This window comes from Dyella sp. 2YAF14 (assembly GCF_052114725.1).
Classification (GTDB): Bacteria; Pseudomonadota; Gammaproteobacteria; order Xanthomonadales; family Rhodanobacteraceae; genus Dyella.
This window is the reverse complement of record NZ_JBFRFH010000008.1, coordinates 129,658-138,105: the sequence shown is the minus strand read 5'-3', so window position 1 is coordinate 138,105 and position 8,448 is coordinate 129,658. Positions and strand designations below refer to the sequence as shown.

At 64.7% G+C, this 8,448-nt stretch carries 4 protein-coding genes; 1 reads left to right on the top strand and 3 read right to left on the bottom strand.

Annotated features, from left to right (window positions below):
- The first annotated feature begins 295 nt into the window (after window positions 1-295).
- Entirely contained in the window at window positions 296-1,174 is an 879-nt protein-coding gene (locus AB4Y82_RS13420; RefSeq protein ID WP_441603671.1) for an aldo/keto reductase, read from the top strand.
- A gap of 148 nt (window positions 1,175-1,322) precedes the next feature.
- Here the strand turns inward: AB4Y82_RS13420 and AB4Y82_RS13415 are convergent, their stop codons facing one another.
- The 3 genes from AB4Y82_RS13415 to AB4Y82_RS13405 all read right to left on the bottom strand — a co-directional run bounded on the left by AB4Y82_RS13415 (window position 1,323) and on the right by AB4Y82_RS13405 (window position 8,198).
- The gene (locus AB4Y82_RS13415) at window positions 1,323-2,252 is read right to left on the bottom strand and encodes a 5'-nucleotidase (protein ID WP_441603670.1); all 930 of its coding nucleotides are present in this window, start codon (window positions 2,250-2,252) and stop codon (window positions 1,323-1,325) included.
- Between the two features lie 122 nt (window positions 2,253-2,374).
- On the bottom strand, window positions 2,375-3,136 hold the full coding sequence (locus AB4Y82_RS13410) for an NAD kinase (RefSeq protein WP_441603669.1): 762 nt from the start codon (window positions 3,134-3,136) through the stop codon (window positions 2,375-2,377).
- A gap of 127 nt (window positions 3,137-3,263) precedes the next feature.
- On the bottom strand, window positions 3,264-8,198 hold the full coding sequence (locus AB4Y82_RS13405) for an NAD-glutamate dehydrogenase (protein ID WP_441603668.1): 4,935 nt from the start codon (window positions 8,196-8,198) through the stop codon (window positions 3,264-3,266).
- Between the last annotated feature and the right edge of the window lie 250 nt (window positions 8,199-8,448).

Below are 8,448 nucleotides of genomic sequence, written 5' to 3'. Positions count from 1 at the left end.
GCAGGGTGGCCGCATGGATGCGGCCAGTTTTTCGACCGCGCACCTGGAGGGCGCAGCCCGGAAGGCGCGCCATCCGGGGGGCCCTTCTCTTTGGTTACTTTCTCTTGGGCAAGCAAGAGAAAGTGACCCGGCCTCCGGCAGGAGGTCGGAAGCCCGCGGCAGGCAAGCTCATGAAAGCGAAACAACCAGCCCAGTAACGCTGCGCGCACACTGCAAACAAACCAAAAGATCTGAAGCTGGCGACAATCCCCCTAACCTTGTCACACTGCTCCCTCAACCACCCCAACCATTACCCATGCCAACCCCCAACCTCCCCCTCTCCCCCATCATCGCCGGCCTCTGGCGCATCACCAGCTGGCAACTCACCGTGCAAGAGCGCGTGCGCTGGATCGAACAAGCGCTGGAGCTGGGCATTACCTCGTTCGACCACGCCGACATCTACGGCGACTACCAGGCAGAAACGCAATTCGGCGAAGCGCTCAAAACAGCGCCGTCACTGCGCGAACGCATGCAGCTGATCACCAAGTGCGGCATCCGCCTTCGCTCCGCGCAACTCCCGTACCGCATCAACTACTACGACAGCTCCGCCCACTACGTGCGCCAGCAGGTCGAACAATCACTGCGAAAGCTGCACACCGAACAACTGGACCTGGTGCTGATCCATCGCCCCGACTATCTGATGGATGCCGCGGCGCTGGCACAGACGTTCGACACGCTCACGCGCGAAGGCAAGGTGGCGCACTGGGGCGTGTCCAACCACACGACCAGCCAGTTCGCCCTGCTGCATCAGCATCACCCGTTGCTCACCAACCAGGTCGAACTGTCGCCGCTGCAAATGGATGCGCTTGACGACGGCACGCTCGATCAGGCGCAGCAGCTGGGCCTGCGGCCGATGATCTGGTCGCCGCTAGGTGGCGGGAGGTTGTTTACCGGCGAGGATGAACAAGCCGTGCGCGTTCGTGCCGAGATGTCCGCGATCGCGGATCGCTGTGGCATCACGCTCACCACGCTGGCCTTCGCCTGGTCGCTGCGTCATCCGTCGCGTCCGCACGTCATCACCGGTACCGGTCGTATCGATGGTCTGCGCGAGGCGGTGGCGTCGCTGGATGTGAAGCTGGATGCTGAAGATTGGTATGCGATTTGGACGGCCAGCAAGGGGCATTCGGTACCCTGACAGCAGCCAAAACTGTGGGAGCGCACCCTGTGCGCGACTGCGACACCGCAACCTACATGATGGGCCGCTCAACTGAGCGGCGACTATGCACGGTGAGGGGCCTGTCGCGCACAGGGTGCGCTCCCACAAGGTGTCGTCAGGTTGGCGCTTAGCGGTTGCTTACGCCATGCGGCACATGCCCCGTCGCCACGTGCTTGCGCGCGGACTCCACGTTCGCCGGTGAATCATCGAAGAAGATATCGGCGCCGAACGCATCGAGGAACGGCCCCTTGTCGCGCCCCCCGAGAAACAGCGCTTCATCGATACGCACGCCCCAACGGCGCAGGGTCAGGATCACCCGCTTATGCGCCGGTGCAGATCTCGCAGTGACCAGTGCAGTGCGAATGGGTGAATCCTCGGCCGGAAACGCTGCCTGAAGGCGGTGCACGGCAGTAAGGAAACCGCGGAACGGCCCAACCGAGAGCGGCTCGTTGGCAAGCTTGTGCTCACTGCGATGGAACGCTTCGAGCCCTTCCTCACGCGATACCCGCTCGCCTTCATCGCCGAAGATCACCGCATCACCGTCGAAGGCGATACGCAATTGCTCGGTGGCACGCGGCGGCGCGGTCGACGGCAGGATGGTGGCGGCGGCCACGCCAGCGGCGAGCGCGCGACCCACGTCTTCGGCATTGGCGGAAAGGAACAGGTCGGCCTTGAACGGGGCGATGTAATCGGAGGTGGGCGCGCCGCTGGTGAACGCGGCGCGGCTGATCTCCAGCCCGTAATGCTGGATCGCATTGAATATACGCAGGCCGGTGTCGCCGGAGTTGCGCGACAACAGGATCACCTCGACCGGCGGCACATCGCCCGCCAGCTTGTTCAAGCCCAGCAGTTTCTGCACCAGCGGAAACGCCACGCCGGGCTGCAGCAGTTCGTTTTCGTGTTCGATCTGGAACGCGCGATAAGCATCCAGCCCCTGGTGCTCGAACAGCTCGTGACTGTCGCCCAGGTCAAACAAGGCACGCGAGGAAATGGCGACCACGAGACGATTGTCGCTGGCGGCCTTGGGATCGTGGGCGTCGGGTGTGGGGCGGGTCATGAGGGAAATCTATCACGCGGTCACGTGATGGGATGGGGGATGGGGCGCGGAGGCGCTAAAACCCGTGGGTTACGCACGGACACAAACGCGCGCCAACCACCCACTCCGCGATCCCAAGAACCTCAATCCGGCGCGAACTGCTCATCAAGAATACGCTGTTCCAGATTGTGCTCCGGATCGAACAACAAGCGCACACCCTGCCCCGCCGACTGGCGGATCTCCACCTCGCGGATGTCGCGCACCTCGTGATAATCGGCGGTGGCGCTGACCGGGCGCTTGCCGGGATCGAGCACCCGCATGGTGACCAGGGTGCGATGCGGCAGGATCGCGCCGCGCCAGCGACGCGGGCGGAACGGGCTGATCGGGGTCAGCGCGAGCACGTTGGCATCCAGCGGCAAGATCGGCCCGTGCGCGGAGAGGTTGTAGGCCGTGGAACCGGCCGGCGTCGACACCAGTACGCCGTCGCAGACCAGGTTGGGCAGCTTCACGGTGTCGTTGAGCTTCACTTCCAGATGCGCCGCCTGATTGCTCTGGCGCAGCAGGGACACTTCGTTGAACGCCAGCGCGTGATGCACATCGCCGTTGATGTCGACCGTGCGCATTTCCAAGGGATAGAGCACTGCGGCATGCGCGCGTGAAATGCGCTCTTCAAGCTCGTCGATGCGGTGCTTGTTCATCAGGAAACCGACGCGCCCCAGTTTCATGCCATATACCGGGGCCGGCAGCGCGCGATAGGCGTGCAGCGTGCGCAGCATGAAGCCGTCGCCGCCCAGCGCCACGATCACATCCGACTGCTCCGGCACCGCATCGCCATAGCGGTCGATGAGTTTGCGCCGGGCCTGCTGGGCGACATTGGTTTCGCTGGCGACGAAGGCGAAGCGCATAGGGTCGGGCAACGGTCAGGGCGAGGACGCCAGTTGAGCGTAGATGGACGAAGGGCGCAAGACCGTCGCCGGTTTGCGCCCTTCGTTGACCTTCACCGCGTCGGCGCCGTGAGACGCCGTGCGGGCGTCACTGGTTCACCGGCACCTGCGCCAGCTGAGCCAGGCGGCGGACCGCCACCGAGGCGATCGGGTAGTCCGCCTTCTCGGTGAGGATTTCCGCCAGCATGTTGCGCGTGTACTTGAGCGTGGCGTCGTCACGCTGCAGCCACGCCTGCACCGGCGAGACATCCTTGGCGCTGCCGGTCATCGACAGCACCTGCAGGGCCAGCGCGCGGTGCTGGTGGTTGAGCTCGTCCAGCAGCGAACCGCGTGCCTGCGCGTGCCATGCACCTTCCACCGGCAACGCTTCGATCTGGCTGCGCAGCCACTCCAGGTCCAGCGCCTGGCCCAGCTCGTAGAACACGCCGGCCACCTTGGCGATGGGCTGGCTGCCCTGCTGGGCCACCTCGACGATGTCGAGCATGGCGCGCAGCTCCGGCAGGCGGGCCATGCGCAGCGCGAGTTCGCCCGGCATGCCCAGGCCGTCCCACTTTTCCTGGCTGGTGGCGAAATCCTGCTTGCCCGTCTCGGTGAGCACGCCCGGCAAGGCCGCGCGCAGCTCGGTCACGCCGGTCTGGTAGCGCTCCACGTTGGCGTTGATGTCCAGCGTGCCGCCCGGACGGTTCAGCAGCCAGCGGGTGGTATGACGCAGCAGCGACCAGATCTGCAGAATCGCGTCGATCTGGGTGTTCTCCGCCACCTTGCCGTCCAGCGCCTCGATCTGTGCCCACAGTTCACGCGCATCGAGAATCTCGCGCGCTGCCGTGTACGCCTTGGCGATGGCTGCCGGACCCTGACCGGTGTCCTCCTGCATGCGCATCATGAAGGTGGCGCCCATGCGGTTGATGGTGGAGTTGGTCACGGCCGTGGCGATGATGTCGCGCTTCAGGCGATGGCGCTGCATGTGCTCGGCGTACTTGCCGTGCAGCGGCTCGGGGAAGTAGCGCACCAGTTCCTTGGAGAGATATGCATCTTCCGGCACGTCCGAGTCGAGCAGCTGCTGGTACAGCTTGATCTTGTCGTAGGACAGCAGCACCGACAGCTCCGGACGCGTCATGCCGATGCCACGCGCCTTGCGCTCGGTCAGCTCGGTTTCGCTCGGCAGGTTTTCCACCTGACGATCGAGCAGGCCTTCCGATTCCAACTGGCGGATGAAGTGCGCCATCGAGCCGATGCGATGCACCGACTGGTGCTCCATCAAGGTGATGGCCTGGTTCTGGCGGTAGTTGTCCCATAGCACCAGCTGGCCCACTTCGTCGGTCATGCTGGCCAGCAGCGTGTTGCGCTGCTCGGTGGTCAGCTCGCCGCGCTGCACGGCGTCACCGAGCAGGATCTTGATGTTCACCTCATGGTCGGAGGTGTCCACGCCGGCGGAGTTGTCGATGAAGTCGGTGTTGAGCAGCACGCCGTGCTGGGCAGCTTCGATACGGCCCTTCTGGGTGAAGCCCAGGTTGCCGCCCTCGCCCACCACCTTGCAGCGCAGCTCCACGCCGTTCACGCGCAGCGCGTTGTTGGCGCGATCGCCCACGTCGGCATGCGTTTCGGCACTGGACTTCACATAGGTACCGATGCCGCCGTTCCACAGCAGGTCCACCGGCGCCTTGAGGATGGCGCTGAGCAGATCGTTCGGCGCCAGCTGGGTCACGTCCGGCTTGAGGCCGAGCACCGCACGCACTTCCGGCGAAATCGGGATCGACTTGAGCGTGCGCGGGTACACGCCGCCGCCCGCGGAAATGAGCTGCTTGTTGTAATCGTCCCAGCTCGAACGCGGCAGTTTGAACATGCGCTCGCGCTCGACGAAGGAACGCTCGACATCCGGGTTCGGATCGAGGAACACATGGCGATGATCGAACGCCGCCACCAGCTTGATGTGGCGCGACAGCAGCATGCCGTTGCCGAACACGTCGCCCGACATGTCACCAACGCCCGCGCAGGTGAAGTCCTGCGACTGGCTGTCACGGCCCAGCGCACGGAAGTGGCGCTTGACCGACTCCCACGCGCCCTTGGCGGTGATGCCCATGCCCTTGTGGTCGTAACCGTTGGAGCCGCCCGAAGCGAACGCATCGCCCAGCCAGAAGCCGTGCTCGACCGAAATCGCGTTGGCGATATCGGAGAACGTGGCCGTGCCCTTGTCGGCCGCCACCACCAGGTACGGATCGTCGTTGTCATGGCGCACCACGTCGTGCGGCGGCACCACCTTGCCTTCGATCAGGTTGTCGGTGATGTCGAGCAGGCCGCTGATGAACATGCGGTAGCACGCGATGCCCTCGGCCAGCTGCGCATCGCGGTCGCCGTTGACCGGCGGACGCTTGACGAAGAAGCCGCCCTTCGAACCCACCGGCACGATCACGGTGTTCTTCACCATCTGCGCCTTCACCAGGCCCAGCACTTCGGTGCGGAAGTCTTCGCGACGATCCGACCAGCGCAGGCCGCCGCGCGCCACGGCACCAAAGCGCAGGTGGATGCCTTCCACGCGCGGTGCGCTGACGAAGATTTCGCGGTACGGCACCGGCTTGGGCAGATCCGGCACGCGGTGCGAGTCGAACTTGAAGCTGATGTAGCTGCGGTACTGGTCGTTCCACTGCTGGAAGAAGCTGGTACGCAGGGTGCCGCGGATCAGTGCCACGAAGCTGCGCAGGATGCGGTCGTCGTCGAGGCTGGAGACCGTTTCCAGCAGCGTGCCGATGGTCTCTTCGATCACCGCCAGCTGCTCGTCGCGCGGCTTGGACAGCGCCGCCACCAGGCCATCGACGAGGGCCGGATGTGCCTGGCGCAGCGGCTCGGGAATCAGCACCTGCATTTCGCCGCGCAGCAGGTCACCGGCGCGCTTGAGCTCATCCGTCGACAGCGACTCGCGGCGCGGATCGAACTTGGCCAGGAACAGCTCCACCAGCAGGCCGGCAATCGCCGGATAGCGGTTGAACGCGTCTTCCATATAGCTCTGCGAGAACGCCACGCCGGTCTGCAGCAGGTACTTGCAGTAGCCGCGCAGCATGGCGATCTGGCGCCAGCTCAGCTTGGCGCCAAGCACCAGGCGGTTGAAGCCGTCGTTCTCGGCGTTGCCGCGCCAGATCTGCTCGAAGGCGTCTTCGAACAACTGGTCCACCTGCTCCACGCTGAAAGCGAGGCTGCCGGCGGTCTGCACTTCGAAGTCCTGGATGTACAGCATGCTGTCGCCGACATGGATGTCGTACAGGTGCTCGGTGAGCACACGCAGGCCCAGGTTTTCCAACTGCGGCAGCACTTCGGACAGCGCGATGTCGCCGCCGCTGCGATAGATCTTGAAGCGCAGTTCTTCCGGGCGCGAGGCCGGGTGATAGAACGACATGCGCACGGCGTCGTCGCCCTTGAGCAGCGACAACTGGTGCACGTCTTCGGCGGCGGTGGCCGGCGAGACGTCTTCCACATAACCGGCGGGCAGCGCCTTGGCGTAGCGATTGGCCAACACCACGCCGTCGTGGTCGCCCAGGGTGCGCACGAGTTCATCGCGCACATCGTCGTGCCAGTTGCGCACGATGGTCGCCACGCCCTTCTCGAGCTCGGCCACGTCGTAATGCACCTGGTCGCCGATCTTCGGACGCACCACCACATGCAGGCGCACCAGCGCTGCTTCGCCCATCAGCACGGACGAATCGAGGCTTTCGCCGCGCATGGCATCCTTCAGCAGCGCTTCGATGCGTTCGCGCACCGTGGTGTTGAAGCGGTCACGCGGCACATAAACGATGCAGGTGACGAAACGGCCATAGCGGTCGCGGCGCACGAACAGGCGCGTGCGAGCGCGCTGGCGCAGTTCCAGCGTGCCCATGGCGGTGGTGTAGAGCTCTTCGTCGCTGCTCTGGAACAGCTCGTCGCGCGGCAGCGTTTCCAGGATATGGCGCAGCGCCTTGCCCGAATGCGAATCGCGCTTGAGGCCGGAATGCTCCATCGCGTATTCGAACTTCTGGCGTACCAGCGGCACATCCTGCGGACGCGCCATATAAGCGTTGGACGAGAACAGGCCGAGGAAGCGCTGTTCGGCCACCGGCTTGCCATTGGCGTCGAACTTGAGCACGCCCACGTAATCCATGTAACCCGGACGATGCGCGTGCGATCGCGCATTGGTCTTGGTCAGGATGATGGCGTCGGTCGAACCGGACTGCGGCAGGTCGCTGGCCACCAGCGAACGCAGCGAACGCGGCGCCAGCGAGCGCTCGCTCTTGTGCAGGATGCCCATGCCCGAGCTTTCATTGGCGCGCAGCACTTCCTCGCCATCGGCTTCGGTCACTTCGTATTCGCGGTAGCCGAGGAAGGTGAAGTTGTCGTCGGCCAGCCAGCGCAGGAAGGCGGAGGCTTCCTTCACGGCGGCGGCGTCCAGCGGCAGCTGGCGCGACGGCAGGTCGTCGGCGGTGGCGAGCGCCTGGTCGCGCATTTTCTTCCAGTCGGCGACGACCACGCGCACGTCTTCCAGCGCGCCTTCGAGTTTGGCCTTGAGCTTGGCCAGCTCGTCGTCGTCGGCCACGCGGTCCACTTCGAAATGCATGACCGATTCGGGCTGGCCGTCGGGGGCGCCGATCTTAAGCAGCTTGCCGGAGGCATCGCGTGCCACTTCCACCACCGGATGGATCACGGCGTGGATCTGCAGCTGCTCGGTCGCGACCATGGTGACGGTGTCGACCAGGAACGGCATGTCGTCGGTGACGACCTGGATGTAGCTGCGACCGGCGTGGCCCGTGGCCGGGTTGACCACGCGCACCGCGGCGCGGCCCGGCTGGCGCTGCTGCATGAAGCTGAGCAGGTCGGCGATCAGGGCAGCCCACTCGCGGGCGGTATGGAGCTGGAGGTCGCCGTCGGCGATGCGCGCGAAGAAAGCGCTGATAAAAAATTGCGCCTCATCAAGGCGCCCGGTAGGAAATCCGCTTTGCTTCAGTTCTTCGAAAACAACACTGGGGAACGAGCTGTTGCTAGCCGCACGAATCGCGTTCATGGCATCTACTGTGTTGGGGAGACGGAATGAGGCCGGGAGCCTGTTCTCGATCTCCGCATAACCCGTGTTGCTCACCTGCGCCCGCTAGCGAGTGCCGTGTGGCGCAGCGCCTGACTGGCTGTCAGGTCCAGCCGCACGGCACTCGCTAGCGGGCGCAGGTGAGCAACCCTCCGGGCCGGATTTGTTTGCCCACCATCCATCGTCATCACTCGGTTGTGTATCGACATACACGCCCTCGTTCTTCCTTGTC